Origin of the sequence: Sphingobium phenoxybenzoativorans, assembly GCF_018286635.1 — a bacterium.
Lineage (GTDB): Bacteria > Pseudomonadota > Alphaproteobacteria > Sphingomonadales > Sphingomonadaceae > Sphingobium > Sphingobium phenoxybenzoativorans.
On record NZ_CP073910.1, the window covers coordinates 146,998 to 170,763 of the forward strand.

The 23,766-nt window shown below is 63.8% G+C and carries 21 protein-coding genes and 1 pseudogene; 9 read left to right on the top strand and 13 right to left on the bottom strand.

Annotated elements, in window-relative coordinates; genetic code table 11:
* Nucleotide 1: 1 nt before the first annotated feature.
* The 5 genes from KFK14_RS00740 to msrB all read left to right on the top strand — a co-directional run bounded on the left by KFK14_RS00740 (nt 2) and on the right by msrB (nt 11,586).
* Nucleotides 2–859, top strand: a complete 858-nt coding sequence (locus KFK14_RS00740; protein WP_212610960.1) for a D-amino-acid transaminase — start codon at nt 2–4, stop codon at nt 857–859.
* Nucleotides 860–1,263: 404 nt separating this feature from the next.
* A complete protein-coding gene (locus KFK14_RS00745; RefSeq protein WP_212609521.1) occupies nt 1,264–7,002 on the top strand; it encodes an alpha-2-macroglobulin family protein in 5,739 nt (1,912 codons plus the stop codon).
* A 234-nt stretch (nt 7,003–7,236) separates the two neighbouring features.
* Nucleotides 7,237–9,363 carry a penicillin-binding protein 1C gene (gene pbpC, locus KFK14_RS00750; protein ID WP_212609522.1) on the top strand — a complete coding sequence of 709 codons (2,127 nt, stop codon included), beginning with the start codon at nt 7,237–7,239 and terminating at the stop codon, nt 9,361–9,363.
* Between the two features lie 199 nt (nt 9,364–9,562).
* Nucleotides 9,563–11,014 carry an NAD-dependent succinate-semialdehyde dehydrogenase gene (locus tag KFK14_RS00755; RefSeq protein ID WP_212609523.1) on the top strand — a complete coding sequence of 484 codons (1,452 nt, stop codon included), beginning with the start codon at nt 9,563–9,565 and terminating at the stop codon, nt 11,012–11,014.
* Nucleotides 11,015–11,187: 173 nt separating this feature from the next.
* On the top strand, nt 11,188–11,586 hold the full coding sequence (gene msrB, locus KFK14_RS00760) for a peptide-methionine (R)-S-oxide reductase MsrB (RefSeq protein WP_070156091.1): 399 nt from the start codon (nt 11,188–11,190) through the stop codon (nt 11,584–11,586).
* A gap of 36 nt (nt 11,587–11,622) precedes the next feature.
* On the opposite strand, the gene KFK14_RS00765 is transcribed toward msrB, so the two are convergent.
* The 3 genes from KFK14_RS00765 to KFK14_RS00775 are packed head-to-tail and all read right to left on the bottom strand — an operon-like array spanning nt 11,623 to nt 13,381.
* Nucleotides 11,623–11,919, bottom strand: a complete 297-nt coding sequence (locus KFK14_RS00765) for a type II toxin-antitoxin system RelE/ParE family toxin (protein WP_212609524.1) — start codon at nt 11,917–11,919, stop codon at nt 11,623–11,625.
* Entirely contained in the window at nt 11,916–12,173 is a 258-nt protein-coding gene (locus tag KFK14_RS00770) for a type II toxin-antitoxin system ParD family antitoxin (protein WP_212609525.1), read from the bottom strand. The genes KFK14_RS00765 and KFK14_RS00770 overlap by 4 nt, the downstream gene beginning before the upstream one ends.
* 56 nt (nt 12,174–12,229) lie before the next feature.
* The gene (locus KFK14_RS00775; protein WP_246524793.1) at nt 12,230–13,381 is read right to left on the bottom strand and encodes a cation:proton antiporter; all 1,152 of its coding nucleotides are present in this window, start codon (nt 13,379–13,381) and stop codon (nt 12,230–12,232) included.
* Nucleotides 13,382–13,818: 437 nt separating this feature from the next.
* On the opposite strand from KFK14_RS00775, the gene KFK14_RS00780 reads away from it, so the two are divergent.
* Nucleotides 13,819–14,139, top strand: coding sequence for a hypothetical protein (locus tag KFK14_RS00780; protein WP_212609526.1), 321 nt, complete (start codon nt 13,819–13,821; stop codon nt 14,137–14,139).
* Nucleotides 14,132–14,533, top strand: coding sequence for a hypothetical protein (locus KFK14_RS00785; protein ID WP_212609527.1), 402 nt, complete (start codon nt 14,132–14,134; stop codon nt 14,531–14,533). Before KFK14_RS00780 ends, KFK14_RS00785 begins: the two co-directional genes overlap by 8 nt.
* Nucleotides 14,534–15,051: 518 nt before the next feature.
* On the opposite strand, the gene KFK14_RS00790 is transcribed toward KFK14_RS00785, so the two are convergent.
* The 10 genes and pseudogenes from KFK14_RS00790 to KFK14_RS00835 all read right to left on the bottom strand — a co-directional run bounded on the left by KFK14_RS00790 (nt 15,052) and on the right by KFK14_RS00835 (nt 22,632).
* Nucleotides 15,052–15,738, bottom strand: a complete 687-nt coding sequence (locus KFK14_RS00790; RefSeq protein ID WP_212609528.1) for a DUF2490 domain-containing protein — start codon at nt 15,736–15,738, stop codon at nt 15,052–15,054.
* Entirely contained in the window at nt 15,723–15,827 is a 105-nt protein-coding gene (locus KFK14_RS24320) for a DUF2474 family protein (protein ID WP_212609529.1), read from the bottom strand. Before KFK14_RS24320 ends, KFK14_RS00790 begins: the two co-directional genes overlap by 16 nt.
* On the bottom strand, nt 15,827–16,825 hold the full coding sequence (gene cydB, locus KFK14_RS00800; protein ID WP_212609530.1) for a cytochrome d ubiquinol oxidase subunit II: 999 nt from the start codon (nt 16,823–16,825) through the stop codon (nt 15,827–15,829). Before cydB ends, KFK14_RS24320 begins: the two co-directional genes overlap by 1 nt.
* On the bottom strand, nt 16,822–18,216 hold the full coding sequence (locus KFK14_RS00805; protein WP_212609531.1) for a cytochrome ubiquinol oxidase subunit I: 1,395 nt from the start codon (nt 18,214–18,216) through the stop codon (nt 16,822–16,824). Before KFK14_RS00805 ends, cydB begins: the two co-directional genes overlap by 4 nt.
* A gap of 12 nt (nt 18,217–18,228) precedes the next feature.
* Nucleotides 18,229–19,014 (bottom strand): sulfite exporter TauE/SafE family protein, encoded by a 786-nt coding sequence (locus KFK14_RS00810; RefSeq protein WP_212609532.1) that lies wholly within the window; start codon nt 19,012–19,014, stop codon nt 18,229–18,231.
* Nucleotides 19,015–19,017: 3 nt separating this feature from the next.
* Nucleotides 19,018–20,601: pseudogene (locus tag KFK14_RS00815) on the bottom strand (bifunctional protein tyrosine phosphatase family protein/NAD(P)/FAD-dependent oxidoreductase).
* A 37-nt stretch (nt 20,602–20,638) separates the two neighbouring features.
* The gene (locus KFK14_RS00820) at nt 20,639–21,049 is read right to left on the bottom strand and encodes a DUF6691 family protein (RefSeq protein ID WP_212609533.1); all 411 of its coding nucleotides are present in this window, start codon (nt 21,047–21,049) and stop codon (nt 20,639–20,641) included.
* Nucleotides 21,046–21,252, bottom strand: a complete 207-nt coding sequence (locus tag KFK14_RS00825) for a YgaP family membrane protein (RefSeq protein WP_212609534.1) — start codon at nt 21,250–21,252, stop codon at nt 21,046–21,048. Before KFK14_RS00825 ends, KFK14_RS00820 begins: the two co-directional genes overlap by 4 nt.
* A gap of 16 nt (nt 21,253–21,268) precedes the next feature.
* Nucleotides 21,269–21,718 (bottom strand): YeeE/YedE family protein, encoded by a 450-nt coding sequence (locus KFK14_RS00830; RefSeq protein WP_212609535.1) that lies wholly within the window; start codon nt 21,716–21,718, stop codon nt 21,269–21,271.
* A complete protein-coding gene (locus tag KFK14_RS00835; protein ID WP_212609536.1) occupies nt 21,715–22,632 on the bottom strand; it encodes an MBL fold metallo-hydrolase in 918 nt (305 codons plus the stop codon). The genes KFK14_RS00830 and KFK14_RS00835 overlap by 4 nt, the downstream gene beginning before the upstream one ends.
* An 87-nt stretch (nt 22,633–22,719) precedes the next feature.
* Here KFK14_RS00835 and KFK14_RS00840 point away from each other — a divergent pair, with 87 nt between their 5' ends.
* On the top strand, nt 22,720–23,343 hold the full coding sequence (locus tag KFK14_RS00840) for a peroxiredoxin (protein ID WP_212609537.1): 624 nt from the start codon (nt 22,720–22,722) through the stop codon (nt 23,341–23,343).
* A complete protein-coding gene (locus KFK14_RS00845) occupies nt 23,340–23,732 on the top strand; it encodes an ArsR/SmtB family transcription factor (RefSeq protein ID WP_010338391.1) in 393 nt (130 codons plus the stop codon). Before KFK14_RS00840 ends, KFK14_RS00845 begins: the two co-directional genes overlap by 4 nt.
* Nucleotides 23,733–23,766 lie beyond the last annotated feature (34 nt).

Sequence of the window (23,766 nt, forward strand, 5' to 3'; positions counted from 1 at the left end):
CGTGTCCATCGCTTACCTCAATGGCGACTATCTGCCGCTCGCCGAGACGCGGGTTTCGGTCCTGGACCGGGGATTCCTGTTCGCCGACGGCATTTACGAGGTCGCGGCGGTGCTGGACGGGAAGCTGATCGACAATGACGCGCACCTTGCCCGAATGGCGCGGTCGGCCGGGGAGCTAGGCATCGCGCTGCCGATCGCGCTGGACGAGGTGGCGGCGGTGCAGGCGGAGCTGGTGCGTCGGAATGGCGTGGATGGCGGGCTGGTCTATGTGCAGTTGACGCGGGGGACGGAGAGCGGGCGGGATTTCCTGCCCGCGCCAGGGACCGCGCCGACGCTGGTGATGTTCGTGCAGCACAAAGACCTGATCGACGTGCCGGCGGCGCGCAGCGGCATCAGGGTCAGGACGATGCCCGACCTGCGCTGGGCGCGGCGGGACATCAAGAGCACCGCCCTGCTGGCGCAGGTGCTGGCGAAACGGGAGGCCGCCGCCGCCGGGTGCCAGGAAGCCTGGATGGTCGAGGATGGGCTGGTGACCGAGGGCGCATCGTCGACGGCGTTCATCCTGACGCGGGAGAATGTGCTGGTGACGCGGCCGGATTCGCACGCGGTGCTGCCGGGCTGCACCGGCGCGGCGGTGCGGGCGCTGGCGGCGGAGCAGGGCATCGGGCTGGAGCGGCGGGCGTTCAGCGTCGCGGAGGCACTGGCGGCGAAGGAGGCGTTCATCACCAGCGCCTCGACCTTCGTGCTGCCGGTTGTCGAGATTGACGGGCAGGCAGTCGGCGACGGTAAGCCGGGGCCGGTCGCGGGGCGCTTGCGGGAGTTTTATATCGCCGCGGCGCGGGGCGCTGGGCTGGCCTGAGCGCGCAAACTATCGGACCGTTCGTCCTGAGCTTGTCGAAGGACTGCCCTTCACTTCTGAAGAAAAGGACAGGGCTTCGACAAGCTCAGCCCGAACGGAGGAGGGTAAGCCTGCCAATCACCCCCAATCCCAGCGCGCTCCTGTTCGGCGCTCCTGGTGTCCAAAAATGCGCGGGCGAATGCGACGGTATCCGGACATTTTGATGGAGCCATAAAATCATACTAAATCATTGATATAACATAACTATCCAGCTTTTCCCGTTCCAACGAAGTCGACACTTCCAACAGGTTGCTGGATAGCCCCGCCCGTCAGGCATGGCCGCGATTTCCGCGCCGCCGGATGATTTCATCTGGCTTGCAATCGCCAGAGCGCGCACAAAGGCGGCAGGAGATGGGGAGACGGGCATGACGCGCTTTTTCAGGCTGCTGCTGGTGACGATGCTGGCGCTGCTCCCCGTGGCCGCCGTCAGCGACGTCGCGCCGCAGGTGACGCTGGCGGTGCCCGGATCAGGCGACCCGCGCAGCGGCGCGATCGAGCGGTTCACCCTGCGCTTTTCCGAGGCGATGGTGCCGCTGGGCGACCCGCGCGCGACCGCCCCCGCGAAGCTGGAATGCCCCGTTCCGGCCACCGGGCGCTGGGCCGACCAGCAGACCTATGTGTTTGAGTTCGAGAGGGCACTGCCCGGCGGCCTCACCTGCACCGTGTCCCTGCGCGACGGGCTTGCCAGCACGCGCGGCGTCGCGATTGGCGGCACGCGCAGCTTCACCATCGACACGGGCGGCCCGTCCGCGCGGGCGGTGTTGGCGGGCGGCTATGGCGACATCGAGGAGGGGCAGGTGTTCCTGGTCGCCACCAATGTCGCGCCGGACCTGCGGTCGGTGGGCGCCTATGGCTATTGCGCGGTCGATGGCGTGGGCGAGCGGATCGCGCTGGACGTGCTGCCGGGCAAGGTTTCCGAGCAGATATTGACGGGCCTTGGCGACAATAATTGGTATCTGCGCAATTTCCTGGAGAATGCCGGGCTGCCGATGAAACTGTCCGCGACGCCGGCCGACCGGGCGAACAGCCTGTCGCGGGTGCTGGCGGTCAAGTGCCGCCGCCCTCTGCCGCCCGGCCGCGACATGGCGCTGGTGTGGGACGCCCATATCGCCGACGCGCATGGCAAGCAGGCCGGGCGCGACCAGCGGTTCGACTTCACCGTGCGCAAGGCGTTCACCGCCCGCTTCGAATGCCCGCGCGTCAATCCGCGCGCGGGATGCAATCCGGTGCAGGACAGCTATGTCCGTTTCGCCGCGCCCATCCCCCGCGCCACGGCGGAGGCGATCCGCCTGACCCTGCCGGACGGGTCGAGCCGCACGCCGACCTTCGGAGACGATGACAAGAGCGCGCAGGAGATTTCCGACATCACCTTCAAGGGGCCATTCCCCGAGGCGGTGAGCGCGCAGATCATACTGCCCAAGGATGTGAAGGATTTCAGCGGCCGGGCGCTGGAAAATGCCGAGCGTTTCCCGCTGAAGGTGGCGTTCGACCATATGCCGCCGCTGGTGAAGTTCGCCGCGCCCTTCGGCATTGTCGAGGCGAAGGAGGGCGGCGTCCTGCCCGTCACGGTGCGCGCCGTCGAGCCGCAACTGGCGCGGCGCGTGTCGTCCATCGGCGGGGCGAGCCTGCGGGTCGCCAATGCGGACAAGGATGTCGCCGAATGGCTGCGCAAGCTGGATGACGCCGACGACGATGATTATCGCGACGAGCCGGACGGCAAGGGCGGGACGAAAAGCGTCAATTACACCGGCAGCCAATCGCTGCTGGAGGGCAAGGGCAGCGCGATGAAGCTGGCGCTGCCGGGCGGCGGCAAGCAGTTCGAGGTGGTCGGCATTCCGCTGACCAAGCCCGGATTCTATGTGGTCGAGCTGGCCAGCCCGGCGCTGGGCCGCGCGCTGCTGGGTCGGGACCAGCCGCGCTATGTGGCGGCAGGCGCGCTGGTCACCAACATGGCGGTGCATTTCAAATGGGGGCGGCAGGGATCGCTCGCCTGGGTGACTTCACTGGACAGCGGCAAGCCGGTGGCGGGCGCGGACGTGCGCGTGACCGATAGCTGCACCGGCCAGCAATTCGCCGCCGGGCGCAGCGACGGGCAGGGGCGGCTGTTCATCAAGTCCGGCCTGCCGGAGCCGGAAACCTACGGCAATTGCGACGGTGATACCCATGTCCTGATGGTGTCGGCGCGCAGCGGGGACGATTACAGCTTTACCCTTACCGACTGGGGGCAGGGCATCCGCCCCTATGATTTCGACCTGCCCTATGGCTGGTCGGCGCGCGACGACATTGTGCACACGATTTTCGACCGGACGCTGATCCGCGCGGGCGAGACGGTCAACATGAAGCATATCCTGCGCCGTCCGGTGGCGACGGGCTTCACGCTGGCGGGAGAGTTGAAGGGCACGCTGCGCCTGTCGCATCGCGGGTCTGACACGCAGTTCGACATGCCGCTGTCCATCGGCCGGGACGGGATCGGCGAGAATGTGTGGACCGCCCCCCAGGGCGCGCCGATGGGCGATTATGACCTGCAACTGATGATTGGCGACCGGACGATCTACACCAATCAGTCGATCCGGCTGGACGAGTTCCGCCTGCCGACGATGCGCGCCACGGTGACGGGGCCGAAGGAGGAAGTGGTGCGCCCGTCCAGTGTGCCGCTGTCGCTGTTCGTCGGTTATCTGTCCGGCGGCGGGGCGGCGAACTTGCCGGTCTCCATCCGTACCGCCTTCGACAGCGGCGGCGCGACGCCGGACGGATGGGACGGATGGACGTTCGGCGGCGCGGCGGTGAAGGAGGGGATCACCCGGCTGGACGATAATGGCGAAGCGCCTACGCAACCCCTGCCATTTTCCCAGACATTGCCCGTCACGCTGAACGGCGGCGGCACGGCGCAGACATCGGTCGAGATCGGCCAGCCGATCGACAATGAAACGACCTTGACCGTCGAGATGGATTATCAGGACGCCAATGGCGAGACTCTGACGGCAAGCCGCCGGATCGCCCTGCACCCCGCCGCGGTGCGGCTAGGCATGAAAACCGACGGGTGGCTGATGCGCGATAGCGACCTGCGCCTGAAATTCGTGGCGCTGGGGCTGGATGGCAAGCCGGTCCGGGGACAGAAGATCGCCGTCGCCCTCTACAGCCGCGAGATCATCACCGCGCGGCGGCGGCTGATCGGCGGATTCTATGCCTATGACAATCAGGAGAAGGTGACGAAAGTCGATGTCGACTGTTCGGCCAAGACCGATGAAAAAGGGCTGGCCGATTGCGCGATGGACCCCGGCCTGTCCGGCGAGGTGACGGTGGTCGCGACCACCACCGACGCGCAGGGCAATGTCGCGCGCTCGGTGCGCTCCGTCTGGCTGGCGGGCGAGGATGACTGGTGGTTCGGCGGCGACAATGGCGACCGGATGGACCTGATCCCCGAACAGAAAGCCTATAAGGCGGGCGAGACGGCGAAATTCCAGGTGCGGATGCCGTTCCGGTCCGCAACCGCGCTGGTGACGGTGGAGCGGGAGGGCGTGCTGTCCAGCTTCGTCACCGACCTGTCGGGGAAGGACCCGGTGGTGGAAGTGCTGATGCCGTCATCCTACGCGCCCGATGTCTATGTGTCGGTGATGGCGGTGCGCGGGCGGATCGGCGGGTGGAAACTGTGGTTCGCGGACCTTGCACGGCGGTGGAACCTGCCTTTCTTCAGCCGGGAAGGGGCAAGCCCGACCGCGCTGGTCGACCTCGCCAAGCCAAGTTACCGCATCGGCATGGCCAAGGTGCAGGTCGGCTGGGAAGGGCATAGCCTGGGCGTTGCGGTCAAGACCGACAAGGCGAAATATGCCGTGCGCGAGACGGCGCAGGTCGATGTCGCGGTGACGGAGCCGGGCGGCAAACCGGCGCAGTCGGCGGAGATCGCCTTCGCCGCCGTGGACGAGGCGCTGTTGCAGCTTGCCCCCAATGAAAGCTGGAAGCTGCTGGACGCGATGATGGGGGAGCGGACGCTGGATGTCCTCACCTCCACCGCGCAGACGCAGGTCGTGGGCAAGCGCCATTATGGCAAGAAGGCGGTCGAGGCGGGCGGCGGCGGCGGCAATGAGTCCGCCGTGACGCGCGAGGATTTCCGCCCCGTATTGCTGTGGAAGGGCCGGGTGAGACTGGACGCCAACGGCCGTGCGCGGGTCGCGGTGCCGCTGTCCGACAATCTTTCCTCCTTCCGCATGGTCGCGATTGCGACGTCGGGCGCGGACCTGTTCGGCACCGGGCAGACGAGCGTACGGACGGTGCAGGACCTGACCATTTATTCCGGGGTGCCGCCGCTGGTGCGCAGCGGCGACTGGTTCGGATCGACCTTCACCCTGCGCAACGGATCGGCGCGGGCGATGCAGGTGACGGCGACGGTGAAGCTGAATCCCGGCATCGCCACCGGCAAGCCGCTGACCGTGACGATCCCGGCGGGCGGGGCCGCGCCGGTGACGTGGAACCTGCGCGCGCCGGCCGGCATCGACCGGATCGGCTGGACGGTCGAGGCGAAGTCGGCGGACGGGCGGGCGGTCGACCGGGTGGTCGTGTCGCAGGATGTCGTGCCCGCCGTGCCGGTGGAGATATGGGCGGCGACGCTGATGCGGGTCGGGCCGGGCGCTTCGGTGCCGGTGGCCGCGCCCGCCGGGGCGCTGGGCGGCGGCTATGTCGACGTGAAGCTGTCCGACACGCTGGCGCCGCCATTAGGGGGCGTGCGGGCCTATATGGCGGCCTATCCGTTCAATTGCTTCGAACAGCAGACGTCGCGGGCGATCGCGCTGGGCGATGCGGGGTCGTGGGGCGCGCTGGCCGGGTCGATCCCGACCTATCTCGATGGCAATGGCCTGCTGCGGTATTTCCCCAGCGACCGGCTGAGCGGATCGCCGGAGCTGACCGCCTATGTGCTGTCCGCCACGGCGGCGGCGGGCTTTGCGATCCCCGAAGCGTCGAAGGCGCGGATGACCGAGGCGATGAAGGCCGTGGTCGAGGGCAGGCTGGAGCGCGAGGGCGAGGGACCGGCGGACGCACGGCTGCTGAAGGTCGCGGCGCTGGCGGCGCTGGCGCGCAATGGCCAGTCCAGCCCGGCGCTGGCGGGCGGCATCGACCTCGTGCCGGCCGACATGCCGACCGGCACGCTGGCCGACTGGATGACGATCATCGACCGGACGCCGGGCCTCGCCAACGCCGCGCAGATGCGGGCGACGGCGGAGCAGATGTTGCGCAGCCGCCTGGTCTATGAAGGGACGCGGCTGGACCTGGCCGACCGGGCCAATGCGCCCTGGTGGATGATGGTCAGCAGCGACGAGATGGCGATCAAGGCGATGGACGCGGTGCTCGGACGGCGCGGCTGGGAGGATGAGGCGGCCAAGATGATGGTCGGCGTCGCCCAGCGGCAGAAGCGCGGCCATTGGGACACGACCCCGGCAAACGCCTGGGGCGCGATCGTCGCGCGGCGCTTCGCCAGCCTCTATCCGGCAAGCGCAATCACGGGCACGACGACCGTGGCGCTGGGCAATGCGACGCGCAGCCAGGGCTGGCCGATGGCGGCGGATGCTTCGCCCTTGCGGTTGCCGTTGAGCAACGGGCGGTTGAGCCTGACGCAGAGCGGCGGGGCGGGACCCTGGGCGACGGTGTCCGTGTCCGCCGCCGTGCCGCTGCGCCAGCCCCTGTTCGCAGGTTATCGCATGACCAAGGCGGTCTCCTTCGTCTCCCGCAAGCATCCCGACAGGATCACGCGCGGCGACGTGATGAAGGTCAGCATAACCGTGGACGCCACCGCCGAGCGCAACTGGGTGGTGGTGAGCGATCCGGTGCCGCCGGGGGCGACGATCGTCGGCGATCTGGGCGGGCAGTCCTCCATCTTCGGCGCGGCCGCCGATGGCGGGGAGGGCGTGCAGCCAAGCTATGTCGAGCGTGGGCGCGACGCATGGCGGGGCTATTTCGCCTGGGTGCCCGCCGGACGGTTCACGGTAAGCTATGTGGTGCGGCTGAACGGCACCGGCAGCTTCGGCCTGCCGCCGAGCCGGGTGGAGGCTATGTACTCGCCGGAAATCCGGGCGCAGGTACCGAACCGGGGGCTGACGGTGGTTAGGCGGTGAGGGCGGATGCGCGCGCGGCTCTCACGTCCGTTCGCCCTGAGCGAAGTCGAAGGGCCAGCCTGAGCCTGGCGAAGGCACTTCACTTCGTTCAGTGGAGGGCTTCGACTTCGCTCAGCCCGAACGGATGTTGGTAGCAGGCGTGAGGGGTGACTTCCTTACAACGTGCTCCTGCGCACGCAGGAGTCCAGATCGGATGGCGGGACAGGGTTCCTGCCTGCGCAGGAACACGGCGGCGTGATCCGGCGGTTTCTGACGATCAGGCATGCGTTGATCGCGGTAGGCGCGGTTTTGCTGCTCGCGCTCGCTGCCCTTTACTTCCTCACCCTGCCTCCAGCCCTTCCCGCCTATGACAAGGTCGTCGCTGACTGGCATCCGAGCGAGGCGTGGCTCTATGACCGGGACGGGCGGCTGATCGATAGCGAGCGGGTGGATTTCCGGGCGCGGCGGCTGGCGTGGACGCCGCTGGACAAGGTAAGTCCGGCGCTGGTCGAGAGCGTATTGAACTCCGAGGACCGGCGGTTCCGCTATCATGACGGTATCGACTGGGTGGCGATGGGCAATGCCGTGCGGCTGCGCCTGACGGGCGGCAGATCGCGCGGGGCGTCGACCATTTCCATGCAGGTGGCGGCCTTCCTTGCGCCCGACCTCGCCCGGCCCGGCGCGCGTGGGTGGCGGGAGAAGCTGCGCCAGATGCGCGCGGCGCGGGCGCTGGAGGCGCGGTGGTCGAAGGACGAGATCCTCGCCGCATACCTCAACCTCGCGCCGTTCCGGGGCGAGGCGCAGGGGATCGGCGCGGCGGCGGTCAGCCTGTTCGGCAAGGGCGCGGACGCGCTGTCGCGACAGGATGCGCTGATGCTGACCGCGCTTCTCCCCAATCCGGGGGCAAGGCCGGAGCAGGTGGCGGCGCGGGCGTGCCGGCTGGGGAAACTGCCCGACTGTTCGGCGATGCGGGCGGCGGCGGCGAGCGCGCTGTCGGTGGCGCGGAGCCGGGCGCTCGATCCGGGTCTTGCCCCGCACCTCGCCGCGCATCTGCTGACCAAGCCGGGCATGAAGGTGACGACGACCATCGACGCGCGGTTGCAGCGGCTGGCGGCGGTCGCGCTCAAGCGGCAGTTGCAGGGGCTGGGGCCGGACCGGGCGCGCGACGGGGCGGTGGTGGTGGTCGATAACGCCAGCGGCGACGTGCTGGCCTATGTCGGCGGCGTCGGGCTGGGATCGACGGCGGCGGCGGTGGACGGGGCGGATGCATACCGGCAGGCGGGATCGACCCTGAAACCCTTCCTCTACGCGCAGGTGATCGAGCGCGGGTGGCTGACGGCGGCGTCGATCCTGGAGGATTCGCCGGTGCAGCTCGACACCGCGTCTGGCCTTTATGTGCCGCAAAATTACGACCGCAGCTTCAAGGGGCCGGTGTCGGTGCGCAGCGCGCTGGCAGGGTCGCTGAACGTCCCGGCCGTGCGCGCGCTGCTGCTCGACGGGGTGGAGACGTTCCGCGATCGCCTGTGGGATCTGGGCTATCGCGGGCTGACCGAGGATGGCAGCTATTACGGGTTCAGCCTGGCGCTGGGGTCGGCGGAGGTGACTTTGCTGGAACAGGCGAACGCCTATCGGACGCTGGCCAATGGCGGGCAATGGTCGCCGCTGCGGCTGCGCGCGGAGGATGGGCATGACGCGCCGCGCGGCATCGTGTCGCCGCAGGCCGCATGGATCATATCCGACATATTGTCCGACGCCTCGGCGCGCACCCGCACCTTCGGCGTCGATTCCGCGCTGCGCCTGCCCTTCTGGACGGCGGTCAAGACCGGCACGTCGAAGGCGATGCGCGATAATTGGTGCGTGGGTTATTCCGACCGCTTCACCGTCGCCGTGTGGGTCGGCAATCTGGAGGGGGATTCGATGAAGGCGGTGTCGGGCACCAGCGGCGCGGCCCCGGTGTGGCGCGACGTGATGCTGGCGCTGCATGCCGGGCAGCCGGGGCAGACCCCGCCGCGCCCGGACGGCATGGAGCAGCGGCGGGTCGCCTTTCAGAACAGCATAGAGCCGCAGCGGGACGAATGGTTCGTGAAGGGGACAGGCCAGCCGGCGCTGGCCTTCGCGCCGGAGGCCGCGCGCCGCCCGCGCATCGTCAATCCGGTGAATGGCAGCGTCTATGCGCTGGACCCGGACATTCCCATCGACCGGCAACGGCTGGGCGCGGAGGTGACGGGGCTGGTGGCGGGACACCGGCTGTTGCTCGACAATCGCGACCTGGGCGAAGCCGATGCGCGGCCGCAGATATTGGCCGGACCGGGCGCGCACCGGCTGGCGCTGGCCGATCCTTCAGGCCGGATCGTGGACCAGGTGCGGTTTGTGGTGCGGTGAGGGATACCGCTATAGTACCCACTTCCGTTCGCTTCGAGCGAAGTCGAGAAGCATAACGCGCAGTGTCTCGACTTCGCTCGACACGAACGGATGTTGAGCAACAGAGCTTTAACACAGGACACCCTCTGGTGTTGCGCCGCGCAACATTCTATCTGCGCTCACATCATCCTTCCCTTCCCCAATCGACGCGAGGACGCACATGGCGACGGCATATGAGGCACGGCTTGGACTCTATATTGGCGGCGAGTGGCTGGCCGGCGCGGGGCGCGATACGCATGACGTGCTGAACCCGGCGAGCGGCGCGGGGCAGGGCGGATTGCCGCTGGCGACGCCCGACGATCTGGACCGGGCGCTGGAGGCGACGCAGCGCGGCTTCGCCAAGTGGAGCAAGACCGCGCCGGAGCAGCGCGCCGCCGTGCTCAACAAGACCGCCGCCCTGATCCGCGAGCGGGCCGACCTGCTGGCGCGGCTCGCGACGCTGGAGGAAGGCAAGATCCAGGCGGAGGCCAAGGGCGAAGTGATGGCGGCGGCGGCGCTGCTCGATTTCCACGCGGGCGAAGCGGTGCGCATCTATGGCCGGGTGCTGCCGCGGCCGAGCGGCACGCGATCGCTGGTGCTGCATCAGCCGGTCGGGCCGGTCGCCGCCTTCTGCGCATGGAACTTCCCGGTGATGAATGTGGTGCGCAAGATCGCGCCTGCGGTGGCGGCGGGATGCTCCATCATCATCAAGCCGAGCGAGGAGACCGCGGGCTGCGCGGTTGAGGTGCTGCGCTGTTTCCAGGATGCGGGCCTGCCCGGCGACGTCGCGCAATGCGTGTTTGGGGTGCCCGACATGGTGTCCCGCCAGTTGCTGGCGTCGCCCGTCACCAAGAAGCTGAGCTTCACCGGGTCCGTGCCGGTCGGCAAACATCTGATGAAGCTGGCCGCCGACACGATGATGCGCACGACGATGGAGCTGGGCGGGCATGGCCCGGTGCTGGTGTTCGACGATTGCGACCTGGACAAGACGCTGGACGTCCTTGTCACCCACAAGTTCCGCAATGCGGGGCAGGTGTGCGTGGCGCCGACCCGCTTCACCGTGCAGGAGGGGATTTACGACCGCTTCGTCGCCGGTTTCGCTGAGCGGACCAGGGCGCTGAAGATCGGCGACGGCATGGACGCGGCCAGCCAGATGGGGCCGATGGCCAATCCCCGCCGCCCCGAAGCCATCGCAGCGCTGGTCGAGGATGCGCGCGCGGAGGGCGCAAAGGTGCTGGCCGGCGGCGAGCGGATTGGCGGTGCGGGAGGGGGCAATGCGGGCTTCTTCTTCCAGCCGACCGTGCTGGCCGACGTGCCGCTGTCCGCCAAGGCGATGCATGAGGAGCCGTTCGGTCCGCTGGCGATGATCCGCCCCTTCGGCACGTTCGACGAGGCAGTGGCGGAGGCGAACCGCCTGCCCTTCGGCCTCGCCGCCTATTGCTTCACCGAGAGCGGGCGCAGGCAGAATATGCTGGGCGACGCGATCGAGGCGGGCATGGTCGCGATCAACACTGTGCGGCTGAGCTGGCCCGACAGCCCGTTCGGCGGGATCAAGGACAGCGGCCACGGATCAGAGGACGGCCCGGAGGGGATCATGGCGCATATGATCACCAAGGCGGTGCATATTTCGTAGGGGGCGGCTCCGCCACATCCGTTCGCCCTGAGCGAAGTCGAAGGGTTCCGCCGAGCGTAAGCGAGGTGCCTTCACTGCGTTCAGGCGAAGGCTTCGACTTCGCTCAGCCCGAACGGGAATGGTGAGACCTGAGGACCATTGATCCTTTGCCAAACCCATCCCATATTCCGGCCATGGAAAAGCTGAACCTGACCGATGCCGAATGGCGCGAGAAGCTGTCGCCGGAGCAATATCATGTGCTGCGGGAGGCGGGGACCGAGCGGGCCTTTACCGGCAAATATAACGCCAACAAGGCGGACGGCACCTATTATTGCGCGGGATGCGGCGCGGAGCTGTTCGACGCGGACGAGAAATATGACAGCGGATCGGGCTGGCCCAGCTTCACCGCGCCGGTCGACGCCGACGCGGTCGAGGAGAAGGTCGACGTCAGCCACGGCATGCGCCGGGTAGAGGTGCTCTGCGCCAAGTGCGAAGGGCATCTGGGCCATGTGTTCCCGGACGGGCCGGGCGTGAACGGCCTGCGCTACTGCATGAACAGCGCGTCGCTGGATTTCAAGCCGCGGGAAGAATAGGTCCTTTTACCGGCGTATGATTGGCCAGGATGCGGCCTATAGAAGCGAAAGAATTTCACCATAATCCTGCGCGCCATGCAGGATGTGGATAATGACTACTTTCTCTGCGTCTACCCGGTAGAATATCAGATAATCGCCATGTCCGCGTTTACGGATTCCAAGCGCCTCGTAGCGCGGGACAAGTGGAAAGCCGTTGGGCAGGCCGGCAAGGCTCATGCATTTGGTGCGCAGTTCTTGCAGGAAGGTCAGTGCACGGCGCGGATTATCACGGGCGATGAAGTCGCCGATCCTTTCCAGATCGCGCTCGGCCTCAGCCGATATTTCGACGATCATTCCGGGTCGCGCAGCATCGCTCTATATTTCGCCTCCAGCCGGTCAAAGACGGCATCCGCCGGTTGCGTGCGCCCAGCGTCCGCATCCGCCAGCCCGCGCGCCAAGGCCGCGTCCAGCGCCGCCAGCCGCGCCTCGCGGTCCTGAACGAGACGCACGCCTTCACGCAGAACTTCGCTTTTCGAATTATAGCGGCCCGATTCCACCATTTTCGAAACGAAGGATTCGAGTTGCTGGCCCAAGTCGGCGCTGATCATCGGCGGTCTCCTACATCGCCACTATAATCTTGTTATCAACTATTATCAAACTCCCCTCACGCCTTCGCCGACAGGGCGCTGAGTTCCTCCAGGTCCAGGTCGCGCTCCAGTTCGTGCAGGGTCCGCTCGTCGATGTCGCCTGCGCGGTGGAGGCGGATGAGTTCGGCGCGGCCGGCGGCGATCGCCACCAGCACCAGATCGAAATGGGCGTGCAGCGTGTCCGAAAAATGGTCCTCCCGCCCCGCATAATCAGCCGAGATTATGGCGCGGCGGCGGTAGCGTTCCAGCAATTGCGGGTGGACCAGCTTCCCGTCCGCGTCAAAGGCACCGGTTTCGACCACGGCGACCTGCGCCTTGGCCATGGCCGCCTCCGCCTCGCTCATCGTCATGCGCGGGCGGTCGCTTTCCGGCTCCGACAGCCGCGCCCAGCCGATCAGGCGGCCGAGCGTCATGCCCTGGACCAGCACCGTGCCCAGGATCACGCCGAAGGCCGCGACCAGCATGAAATCACGGCCGGGGAAATCGGCGGGCACGCTGAGCGCCACGGCCAGCGTCACCACGCCGCGCATTCCCGCCCAACTGAGCACCACGGCGGAACGCGAGTCCATCGGGCGATAACGGCGCAGGCCCAACGCCCGCGCTACATGGATGACGCCCTCCGACGCGAACACCCAGACGAAGCGCGCGGCGACCAGCGCGATCAGGATCAGCAGGACAGGCACCGCCATCTGGCCCATCACCACGCCGAAGCCGCCGACGCGATCCACCACGTCGCGCAGCGAGGAGCCGATCAGCAGGAACACCGCCGCCTCCATCAGGAAGATCATAACGGCCCAGAAGGCGGTGCCGCGCATGCGCACGGCGGCGGTGAACACGACATGCTGATACCAGCCGCAGATAAGGCCGGTCATCACCGTCGCGATCACGCCCGACACATGCAGCATCTCCGCCAGCAGATAGGCGGCCCAGGGCGCGAGCATGGACGCGGCGATCATCAGATATTCGTCGCCCAGCCGCTTGACCGTGAGCACCCAGACGGCGCCCACGACTGCGCCGACCACCGCCCCGCCGGCGGCGAGCAGCGCAAAGCTTTCCAGCGCATCCACCGTGCTGAACGCGCCGGTCACCCCGGCGGCGATGGCGAAGCGGAAAAGGACGAGGCCGCTGACGTCGTTGAGCAGGCTTTCCCCCTCCAGCAGTTTTCCCACCTTAATTCCCTAGCCCCCGAAACCGAAGGAAGGGGCGGCTGCGTAGCGTAGCCATCAGCTACGCGAAGCGGAGCAGCCGCTCCGGGCGTTTGAGCACCTGCCGACGGCTCTGCCGGAGGCCCGGTCAAACACTTGAGACGTGCAATTCCTGGCGAAGAGGGTGAAGTAATAAAAGCGAAAACGCGGCCAAATTTTCTCATCTCTGTTCTTGCAGAGCAGAATCCAATCTGCGACTGATCGGACGTCGTTGGTGGTAAGCCCGACGATGGGGCGTGGTAACCTCTCTAGCTGATGGCCGGTCGCAAAGTGTTGCGGCCGGGTGGCCGTCGCGCATGTCCAAGGCTCGCCTAAAGGCGACGGCGCTTGGAGCATCAGCCTAAGTTACCAACACCCGGCTTTGCCGGTCCGCCCCTGCTCGCAGCGTTGGAGGACTGAGCATGCGTATCGAGTTTACGGGTAATATTAAGCCCGAGGATTTTGATCGGGTTGTAGCAGCAGCTATGTGCGTGCTCGCGGAAGAGGGCGTCGCGAAGATAAACAGCGTCACCCTTGATTTTCTTGCATGGAGTGCCGGAGGAGAGCGACGGCAAGCGGTTGACAGCGACGGGTTCATGGCAACGTTGACGATACCAGGCGAAGAATTGGCTGCCATTCCAACCGTTGTGCAACTTCAAGCGCCGGAGACTATCACGTTCCGCGATCGGCCTGAGGACATGGAATTCAGCATGTTCAATATAGGAGCGGGTCGAGATGACTGAGGATGAAATTCTCCAAAGGAATCTCGAATTGGCAGTCGCTCTACCGACCGGATGGCAAGCGCTCTATCGGCAACTGATCCACGATGTAGCAGAGGTCGATGGAACCGCAACGGTAGTCCAAGCAAAAGAGAAATTTGGCGAAATGCGGGTCTATTTGAAGGCTTACAGCGAACCAGCTTTTGCCCTTACTGACGCCGCTACGGCTCGTTCTCGTACCCTGTGTCAAACATGCGCGGAACCTGCCGTTCTTTCGCGAACGACTGATGGGTTTTACGCGACCGTTTGCTCACAACATTCGGAAGGGTTTGAACCTGCTAATTTCTCTCCCATGCGCCACGTAAGGGTGCTGATTCCCAAACCCGACGATGATGTCGAGAACAACGCGAGCTGGTGAAGCGGCAGGAACAAAAATGAACGTTACTCTCCTCGAACATCTGTCGCGCATACGTGCTCGCAAAGTCGAACTTGGTATCGTTGACAGCCCCGAGCGCACCGGGGCAATGCGCAACTCAGGGCTTCGGCGAACGGCGCGAAAACGCGCAGCTCTTGCGCAGATCGCCAAACGTTCTCGTGCGGCGGGTATTACTCTTCTGGACGCGGACGACTAACAGTCAGGAGTACGCTTACTGACCAGTTGTCGCTGCTTAGGTTCAACTGACTGCTATCGACTAGATCCCGCCGTTCCAGCATGGTGTTGGAGTGTCCGCTGATGCCGAAACCGGTCTTTCGCAAGCTGGAAAAGGCGTGGTCTCTACGCGCCCTTTCTGTCATTACCCCTCGGCACGCTTCCTAAATCCTGCCTATCATTCGTCTTGGCTGCTGGGACGGTCAGGGCCACAGACATCGAAATCAAAGCGAAGTTTTCGGATTCTGATTAATAAAAGTCGGCGCCCATGGATAAGGCGGGAAAAACTAAAAATTAGCGGCGAGTGAAAATGTAGCAACATTTGCGTTGCGCACCGTGTTTGTAGGATAAAATAGATGTTGCTGGAGATAACCAGCTTCGGCTGAAAAATGTTTGTTCAGTATGGCCGACAACGTAATGGCATTCCGCATTCGCTCTTCACCGCTGACAGATTGGAAACTTGTCCTATTCAAATCAATGAAGCTCTCATGGTTGGCTGCAAGAGCAACTTTGTCTGTAAGGGGCATGGTAAGCCTAATCTGTGGACGTAGGCGCCAGCCGGTTCCGATCTGACCTGTTCTCCAGCGCTCCTCCAACCTCACCCGGCCGCCGAATATGACGGGGCCGAAGCTAGCGACGTTGTCGAAGTTGAGTTGTTGCCTGAAGCGTTGCTCGATAGCCGACGTTCGGCCGTGGTTCATAGCGGTCTGATGGGTGTAGCCGATCCAGACCGTTATTTTTCGATCGAGTTGATAGCCGAGTAGCACATGATCGACGAGGTCATAATCGCCGCGCTGTTCGCTAGTTCTGAATATCGTTTCGTTGCCGAGCAAGAGACGAGGCGCGACCTTCACGTTGACACGAGAGAGCGTCCAGAGCTGCGCGTCGTCGGCCGACGCTGGTGTGGCCGAAACCGCGGATGCAATTAGAAATCCGGTGACTGACAGCCACCGGCAGTTCAGCGCAGAAACCATCGAATCACGCCACCGACGAGTGCCAAGGCGAGAACGCTCCCGGCCCAAATGCCTACAAACCATCCGCAGCGGCTTAACCAAAGGCGCATTAATGATACCCTTCCGCGCCGACCTTTCCTCGGAACACCCAGTAGGACCAAGCAGTGTAGGTCAGAATCACGGGCACCATGATCGAGGCGCCGATCAACATGAATACTTGGCTGCGCACAGGCGCGGCCGCTTCCCAGATCGTCACGCGCGCCGGGACGACGTCCGGCCATATCGAAACGCCAAGACCGACCAGGCACAGTCCGAACAGGGCCAGTGCCCAGAAAAACGGCTGTGCATCTCGCTTCAATCGGAGACTGCGATAAAACAGGAATGTCACGATCAGTGTGGCAAGCGGTACCTGCGCCGTTGCAACGACGTCTGGGAAGCTCAGCCAGCGCTGATAGTATTGGGTATCAAGGCGAAGCGTTGCGAAGCTGATGACGGCAATCATGATGAGCAGGCCGATCCCGAGCCGACCGGCATAGGTCACTGTCTGCCGCTGCAATCCGCCTTCAGTCTTCCAGTTGAGCCAGCAGGCGCCGAGCAGAGCATAGCCGACCAGTAGGCCAACCCCGGTCAGCAGGCTGAAGGGCGACAGCCATTCCCACCAGCCCCCGGCATAGCTGCGCCCTTCGACCGTGATGCCCTGTAGCAGAGCGCCGAGCGCAATGCCTTGCGCTAAAGTCGCGATAACCGATCCTGACGTGAACGCCTTGTCCCAGAATGCCCGGTGCGCCGGGTCCCGCCAGCGGAATTCAAAAGCCACGCCGCGGAACACAAGTCCCAGCAGCATGGCGATCATTGGCGCGTAAAGCGCCGGCAGGATGATGGCGTAAGCCAAAGGAAATGCGGCAAACAGGCCGCCGACGCCCATCACCAGCCAGGTTTCGTTGCCATCCCAGACAGGCGCGATGCTGTTCATCGCGGTGTCGCGGTCCTGACCGACCTTGAAGAAGGGAAACAGGATGCCGATGCCGAGGTCGAAGCCGTCCATCACGACATAGGCGATAATGGCGAAGCCGATGATACAGGCCCAGATGACGGTGAGATCGATCATGACGATGCTCCCTCGATTATGGCCGGCGCGGGCGTGATGCCCGCGCTGCGAATAGGCGCATCGCCTAACGGCGTTTCATGCGCCTCAGGTGGCTTCTTCATCAGATGAAGCAGATACAAAATGCCCATGCCGAAAACGGTGAAATAGACGACCACGAATGCCAGCAGAGAGGTAGCGACCGCAGGAGCATCCAGCGGTGAGGCGCTTTGGGCGGTCCTCAATAGGCCATAGATTGTGAAGGGTTGCCGTCCGACTTCCGTTACGATCCAGCCGGACAGCACTGCGATCAGTCCCGACGGCCCCATCAGCACAGCGAAGCGATGCAGCAGCGGCCAGTCGTAGAGCGCCTTGCGCCAGCGCGCGATGAGGCTCAGGATCCCGATCCCGAGCATCGCGAAACCGATCCCGACCATTACGCGAAAGGCCCAGAAGACGATACCGACGGGAGGACGATCAGCTGGTGGCACGGTGTCCAGGCCCCTCAAGGGCGCATCGAGTTCGTGCTTGAGAATCAGCGACGACGCCTTGGGTATCTCGACGGCATAATCCACCCGTTGCTTCGCGCTGTTGGGGATGCCGAACAGGATCAAAGGCGCACCGTGCGGGTGGCTCTGAAAATGGCCCTCCATCGCCATCACCTTCACCGGCTGGTGCTTGAGAGTATTGAGCCCGTGCATATCGCCGGCGAAGATCTGGATCGGAGCGACGAGCGCCGCCATCCACATCGCCATAGAGAACATCTTGCGTGCGCCGGGATTGGTGCGGTCCTTTAAGAGATGCCATCCTCCGACGGCACCCACGATGAAAGCGGTCGTCAGATAGGCGGCAAGGACCGTGTGAAAGAGCCGATAGGGGAAGCTGGGATTGAAGATGATCGTCAACCAGCTTGGCCCCGGCAGGAACTGGCCGTTGGCGCCAACCTCATAGCCGACAGGCGTCTGCAACCAGCTGTTGACCGCCAGGATCCAGAATGCGGAGATGAAGGTGCCAAGCGCGACCGCAAGCGTCGCGACAAAGTGCAGCTTGCGTCCGACCTTGTTGATCCCGAACAGCATGACGCCAAGGAACCCGGCCTCGAGGAAGAAGGCGGTTAGCACCTCGTAGGCCATCAGCGGGCCGATGACCGGACCTGCCTTGTCGGAGAATACCGACCAGTTGGTGCCGAACTGATAGGACATGACGATGCCCGAGACGACGCCCATCGCGAACACGACGGCGAAGATCTTCAGCCAGTAGCGAAACAGGTTCGCATAGACGCCCTTGCCGGTCTTCAGCCACAGAGCTTCGAGCACCGCCAGATAGCTCGCCAGCCCGATAGAAAAGGCCGGGAAGAGGAAGTGAAAGCTCACTGTAAACGCGAATTGCGCCCTTGCAAGAATGATGGCGTCCATGAATATCCCCGTTCAGCTGGCTAGTTCGGACCAGCTCTTGAATAGCATGTAGATAGCGACGATAAGCACGAAGACTGCGAATAGGCTGTTCAACCGACCCTTTTCAGCTGCCAGCACTTGCGACGCTTGCGTGCCGATCACGCTACCGACAACCCCGCCGACGATGAACACGCCGGCCAGGCCCCACAGGACATAGCCCGAGAGCGCGTAGTTGAGCGCTGTCGTCAGGCCGAAAGCCGCGACCGCGACAAGCGACGTGCCGATCGCGCGCAATATGGGCATGTGCGTCGAAGCGATCAGGCCCGGCACGATAAGGAAACCGCCGCCGATCCCGAAGAAGCCGGAAAAGGCGCCAGTACCAAGACCGTAGCTGACGACCTTGCCGACATTCTCCCGATTGCACTGTGCGCCTTCGATCCCTTGGTCACCGCGTCCGCGGAACATCAGGACCGCGACGACGATCATCAGTATCGCAAACAAGAAGAGTAGCTTGTGCCCATCTATGCTCTTGCCGAGCGTCGAGCCGCCGAGCGCGCCGACGACGCCGGCGGCCGCATAGATGCCGCCGCACCGCCAGTTCACGGTGCGGGCGTGGGCATGGCTCCAGAGCCCGGCAAGTGCGTTAGCCGCAACGGCGAGCGCGCTGGTGCCGATGGCCTCATGTGGATTGCGTATCCCCACAAGATACAGAAGCAGGGGCACGGCAAGGATCGAGCCACCACCACCCACCAGTCCAAGCACAAACCCGACAAGTGCACCTGACAGGCCGCCCAGAGCATATTGCATTGGTTCCAGCATGGCTCAGTGCGCCGTCTTGATCGCGTGTGGCGTGACCATCCATTCCCGGCCCTTGAGCATGCCATGCCAGTAAATCGACGGCAGGATCGTATCCTTCAGGAGCCAGGACAGGCGCGACGGCCTCGTTCCGTCGATCAACCAGTTGGGAAAGCTGGGCAGCAATTTGCCGCCATAGCCGAACTCGGCGAGCACGATCTTGCCGGCCTCGACCGTTAGCGGACAGGAGCCATAGCCGTCATAGTCAGCGGTCGGCGGCTTGCCCTCGAGCGCGGCAAGTACATTGACCGCGACAACCGGCGCCTGCTTGCGCGCCGCAGCGGCGGTCTTGGCATTCGAGGCGGAGCAGGCGTCGCCCAATGCAAATACATTGGGATAGCGCACATGCTGAAGCGTCGCCTCGTTGACTTCGATGAAGCCGGAGGCTGCTGCGAGGGAACTGGTGCGCACGAAATCCGGCGCGACCTGTGGCGGCACGACGTGAATCATGTCGAAGCGCTCTTCGACGCGTCGGGTGCCGTCGCTACCCTTGCGCTCGAAAGTCGCCACTTTTGCGGCGCCATCGATCGCGACGAGCTTCGATTCAAAGTTGAGGTGCGCGCCATAGCGCTCGACATATTCCATCAGTGCCGGGACATAGGCGGCAACGCCGAACAGCACCGCGCCGGCGGTGTGGAACTGGACGTCGATGTCTTTCAGGACGCCTGCCTTCTCCCAGCGATGACAGGAAAGGTACATCGCTTTTTGCGGCGCGCCGGCACACTTGATCGGCATTGCTGGCTGGGTGAACAGCGCCCGTCCGCCCTTAAATTGCTTCACCAGTCTGTTGGTGTAGGGCGCAAGATCATAGCCATAGTTGGACGTCACGCCGTTCTTGCCGATCGTATCGGCCAAGCCCGGAATAGCGTTCCAATCCAATTTGATACCCGGACAGGCAACGAGAACATGGTAGCGGACTTCGCCGCCATCACGGAGGATCACCTTGTTTTCGTCGGGGGCAAAATCCGAGGCTGCTGCGCGGATCCAGTTCACTCAGCTCGGCATGATCTGCGCTTCAGTGCGTCGTGTGAACTCTCTCTCGAAGACACCGGCGCCGACCATAGTCCAACCGGGCTGATAATAATGCTCCTCGGATGGCTCGATAACTGCAATATCGAGCTTCGGATTGCGCTTTAGAAGGCTTGCTGCCGTCGCAATCCCCGCTGCACCGCCGCCGACAATCACGACATCGTGAATATGGACTACAGGGGCCGATTGGCTCCGAGAGGAGGCCAGCTCATACAACTTCGTCGACCTTGCGCCGGAGCGGCAAAATGCCAAAATCGGCCTAGGAAGGCGCGCTAGCGCACTTGCCATGGCCTCGACATTCGCATCGGTAATCGCCCCCGAGCGTGCGGGTGCATGCGTGAACTCCAAGCCCAGTCGTTCGGCAGCTTCACGAAGCTCCGTGGCGGCAATCTGACCCTTCTCCTCGTTATCAGGTCGATTGCAGATGATCGCCTTGTAACCTTGAGCGGCGATTGCCGGAAGGTCGGCGAGATCAATCTGCGGGGAGATTGCAAAGTCGCGATTGAGCGGCTTGATATCCATGGCTTCTCCTCGATCCCGCTCTGAAGCGGGCCTCTTTTCATTTTGTAATGATGCGGTGCGCGGTCATGCCGGCGAGCATGGCGGCCACGAAAATTCCGGCTTCAATTGGTGCGATGGCAAGGTCGGCGAGTGCGGGGCCGGGACATAGGCCCGCGATCCCCCAACCGATTCCGAACAGCGACGCTCCACCAAGCAACTTGGCATCTAGTAGGCTTGTGCCAGGCAAGTCGAAGGCGTCGCAGGCGATCGGCTTGGGCATCCGCTTCTGGATCAGCCAGGCGATCGCCATAGGCATCATCGCACCCGCCATTACGAAGGCAAGCGTGGGGTCCCACGCCCCGAACAGATCGAGGAAAGCGCGCACGCGCGCGGGATCAGCCATGCCGGATATGGTGAGCCCAGCTCCGAACAAGGTGCCCGCTAGCAACGAGATGGCGGGGACCTTCACTTCCCAGTGCCGCAGGTTGAAAGGCCGAGCGGGCGGTAGAGCGGACAGAAGCTGACCGCGCTTGTCAGAAGGAATACAACTGCGAGGATCGCCAAGCCGACACCGAGGTCCCCGCTGATCGTTCCGGTCCACCAGAGATAGCCGATCGCCAAGGCTGCGATGGTGCGCAGCATCCGGTCGACCGTTCCCATATTCCTCTTCATGTCCGGTGTCCTCCGACTATCCGTTGATGAAACCGAAAGCGCGCATCAGCCCAACGGTGGCAAAGCCGCTGACCATGAAGGTCAGCGTTGCGACCATCGACCGGCGCGAAAGTCGGGAGAGACCGCAGACCCCGTGACCGCTCGTGCAGCCTGAACCAAGGCGCGTGCCGAAACCTACGAGCAGTCCGGCAATGACCAGTTGCAGGACTGATCCTGTGAAAAGCGGTCTGATACTGCCGGAAGACAGTATGACGAGGAGCGCACCAAGCGGCAGTCCGGCAATGAACGCGAGCGCTATGGCGCGCGGTGCGCCCGTATCGGAAATTCCCGACGCGCGGGCCAACATACCGCTGACACCAGCAATGCGACCAAGTCCGAGCAGCATGATCGCTGCCGCAAGCCCGATCAGCAGGCCGCCGGCCAACCCCGCGACGGGGGTAGCATTAGGGAAGCCGGGCAGCATCATACCGTGTTGACCGGAATCTTGAGGTACGTGACGCCATTGTCCTCGGCAGGCGGGAAATGACCGGCGCGCATGTTCACCTGGACAGAAGGCAGAATGAGGCGTGGCATCGCGAGCGTCTTGTCGCGGGCCTCGCGCATCACGACAAATTCGTCTTCGCTTACCCCGTCATGGATATGGACGTTGGCTTGGCGCTCGGCCTCTACGGTCGTTTCCCAGACATAGTCCTTGCGCCCTTCCGGAAGATAATCGTGGCACATGAACAGCCGCGTTTCCGGCGGCAGCGACAGAAGCCGCATCGCAGATTGATAGAGGGTTCGGGCATCGCCACCGGGAAAATCAGCGCGAGCCGTGCCGTAGTCGGGCATGAACATGGTATCACCGACAAAGACGGCGTCGCCGATCACATAGGCGATACAGGCCGGTGTGTGCCCCGGCACATGCAGCACGGTTACATCGAGATTGCCGATGCGGAAGTGATCACCGTCTTTCCATAGATGATCGAAGTCGGAACCGTCGCGCTCGAAATCGGTGCCCGCATTGAAAAGCTTACCGAATGTCTGCTGCACCGTGATGATTTGCTCGCCGATGGCGATTTGCCCGCCCAACTTCTCCTGCAGGTATGGCGCAGCTGACAGATGATCAGCGTGAGCGTGCGTCTCCAGGTGCCAGTCGATAGCAAGCCCCTTCTCCTCGACAAAAGCGACAAGCGCGTCTGCCGAGGAGAAGGAGGTGCGACCCGAGGCGGGGTCGTAGTCCAGCACACTGTCGATGATCGCAGCGTGGCGGCTCTCGGGATCATGAACAACATAGGTCACCGTGAAGGTCGGCTCGTCGAAGAACGCCTTGATCTGGGGGATGCCCGTGTGAGCGGCTGAGATCTGCGATGAGGCGGCTGCAAGAGCGGAGTCGGCCACGGAAAACCTCACAAATTCACATTTACATATATCATGTAATCGAATAATCTTGTTGCGTCAAGAGGGAGGACCGTCGAAGGAGACGTCATGGAAATGGCCCAAAGAATTGAATCTCGCTCACCGCGCATTGGAGAGCCCGCGCCAGACTTCCGCGCCCGTTCGACCGGAGGCGAAATTCAGCTTTCAAAGTTGCGTGGACGATGGGTGATCTTTTTTTCCCATCCCGCTGACTTCACGCCAGTTTGCAGCACCGAATTCGCTGAGCTCGCCCGTCGGCAGTCGGAATTTGATGCCCTTGAAACGTCGCTGTTGGGACTGTCAGTCGACAGCCTTTACGCGCACATGGCGTGGATCAGAGCGATCCGAGTGACGCTCGGAGCGGATGTCCGCTTCCCGATAATCGAGGATCCGAGCATGGCGATTGGGCATGCCTATGGCATGGTTGACGAGCAATCTGCTGACAGCATGGCTATGCGTTCGACATTCTTCATCGATCCCGAAGGGGTCATAAGGGCGATCACATGCTACCCCCATAATGTTGGGCGATCGGTCGATGAGATGCTGCGGTTGCTTAAAGCACTGCAAGTGGTGGGCAGTGCCCAGAAACTTGCGCCTGAAGGATGGCGGGAAGGACAGCCTTTGCTCTGCCCACCATCTGATATCGCAGAAGATCGCCAGGACTGGTTTTGCCGCTTTGCGGACGTGCTATGAACGAGGCATTCTACGAGGACCGCGAAGCTGCGACCGTCGCGTCCGAAAAGCTCAAGGTCTTTGCGCAACCACAGCGCCTCATGATCCTCTCTTGCCTGTTACGCGGGGAGCGCAACGTATCGGAGATCGGCGAAGCGACAGACATTGTCCAACCAGCACTCAGCCAGCAGCTAGGGGAGTTACGCCGGGCCAATCTCGTTCAAACGAGAAAGGAGGCCAAACTCGTTTGGTACGCGCTTGCTGACGAGGGGGTCGCTTTGTGCGTCCGAACAATGGAAGCGATTTTCGGAGGCCTGGGTAAGGTCGAAGAAATCCGGCCGTCTGCCAAACCGGAGCGTCGTCCATCATTACCTGAAGGGGTGGCCGGATTTGCTCAAGTGCTTGATTAAGATATTTACGCGCTGTTTGCCTCGTTTGGGTTTG

Excerpts from the sequence above, each read along its gene's own strand:
- KFK14_RS00780 (WP_212609526.1), top strand. The coding sequence starts at position 13,819 with ATGCGTATCGAGTTTACGGGTAATATTAAGCCCGAGGATTTTGATCGG.
- KFK14_RS00755 (WP_212609523.1), top strand. The coding sequence starts at position 9,563 with ATGGCGACGGCATATGAGGCACGGCTTGGACTCTATATTGGCGGCGAG.
- KFK14_RS00745 (WP_212609521.1), top strand. The coding sequence starts at position 1,264 with ATGACGCGCTTTTTCAGGCTGCTGCTGGTGACGATGCTGGCGCTGCTC.
- KFK14_RS00840 (WP_212609537.1), top strand. The coding sequence starts at position 22,720 with ATGGAAATGGCCCAAAGAATTGAATCTCGCTCACCGCGCATTGGAGAG.
- KFK14_RS00790 (WP_212609528.1), bottom strand. The coding sequence starts at position 15,738 with ATGGTTTCTGCGCTGAACTGCCGGTGGCTGTCAGTCACCGGATTTCTA.
- KFK14_RS00810 (WP_212609532.1), bottom strand. The coding sequence starts at position 19,014 with ATGCTGGAACCAATGCAATATGCTCTGGGCGGCCTGTCAGGTGCACTT.
- KFK14_RS00770 (WP_212609525.1), bottom strand. The coding sequence starts at position 12,173 with ATGATCAGCGCCGACTTGGGCCAGCAACTCGAATCCTTCGTTTCGAAA.
- KFK14_RS00785 (WP_212609527.1), top strand. The coding sequence starts at position 14,132 with ATGACTGAGGATGAAATTCTCCAAAGGAATCTCGAATTGGCAGTCGCT.
- KFK14_RS00830 (WP_212609535.1), bottom strand. The coding sequence starts at position 21,718 with ATGATGCTGCCCGGCTTCCCTAATGCTACCCCCGTCGCGGGGTTGGCC.
- KFK14_RS00765 (WP_212609524.1), bottom strand. The coding sequence starts at position 11,919 with ATGATCGTCGAAATATCGGCTGAGGCCGAGCGCGATCTGGAAAGGATC.
- KFK14_RS00805 (WP_212609531.1), bottom strand. The coding sequence starts at position 18,216 with ATGGACGCCATCATTCTTGCAAGGGCGCAATTCGCGTTTACAGTGAGC.
- KFK14_RS24320 (WP_212609529.1), bottom strand. The coding sequence starts at position 15,827 with ATGCGCCTTTGGTTAAGCCGCTGCGGATGGTTTGTAGGCATTTGGGCC.
- cydB (WP_212609530.1), bottom strand. The coding sequence starts at position 16,825 with ATGATCGATCTCACCGTCATCTGGGCCTGTATCATCGGCTTCGCCATT.
- KFK14_RS00845 (WP_010338391.1), top strand. The coding sequence starts at position 23,340 with ATGAACGAGGCATTCTACGAGGACCGCGAAGCTGCGACCGTCGCGTCC.
- KFK14_RS00825 (WP_212609534.1), bottom strand. The coding sequence starts at position 21,252 with ATGAAGAGGAATATGGGAACGGTCGACCGGATGCTGCGCACCATCGCA.
- msrB (WP_070156091.1), top strand. The coding sequence starts at position 11,188 with ATGGAAAAGCTGAACCTGACCGATGCCGAATGGCGCGAGAAGCTGTCG.